This is a genomic window from Halolamina salina (assembly GCF_042678005.1).
In the GTDB taxonomy this organism is placed as follows: domain Archaea; phylum Halobacteriota; class Halobacteria; order Halobacteriales; family Haloferacaceae; genus Halolamina; species Halolamina salina.
Map to the genome: position 1 here is coordinate 1 of NZ_JBHUDH010000147.1, position 571 is coordinate 571.

Below are 571 nucleotides of genomic sequence, written 5' to 3' on the forward strand. Positions count from 1 at the left end.
CGACACTCAGCGAGGGCGTGCGGATCGAGCGTGATCGACGCCGACTATCGGCGTTCCAGTACGATGCCCTTATACACTCTGGGCGCGTACAAGAAATCACGCGCATTCCCCCGCCGGCTGCGATTTCCGGCGCGGGCATCGATCCGACGCCCTTAAGTGTACGAGGGCATTCGGATGAGAACGCGAACGCAAAAGAACGCGTGACCGACGAAGCGTTCAACTCGCTTCGTCAATCCGGACGATTCGAACCCGAAGGGGTTAAGTACCCTTCGTGGCTTACGAATACGTCCGAAGGAAATGAGGATCCTACCCCTGCGGTCCGCCGTACAGATGGGATCTGATGTTAGCCTTGACAGTTCGGTGACGCCCGATCGGTCATTCGACCAGCGTCATCGAACGTGTGGACCCATTTAGTGTGAGTGTGTACCTACATTCACCGCCAACCCCCAGCTTCGCTGGGGAATAGCATTCCGGTTGATCCTGCCGGAGGTCATTGCTATTGGAGTCCGATTTAGCCATGCTAGTTGCGCGGGTTAGACCCGCAGCAGATAGCTCAGTAACACGTGGCCAA

1 protein-coding gene and 1 rRNA gene are annotated in these 571 nt (G+C 57.1%); both read left to right on the forward strand.

All coding sequences use genetic code 11. From position 1 onward, the window contains the following. A partial coding sequence (locus ACFR9S_RS12630) for a hypothetical protein (protein ID WP_379818810.1) occupies window positions 1–341 on the forward strand: 341 nt, incomplete at its 5' end. 126 nt (window positions 342–467) lie between these two features. Further along, window positions 468–571: ribosomal RNA gene (locus ACFR9S_RS12635) — 16S ribosomal RNA — on the forward strand; the annotation flags it as partial.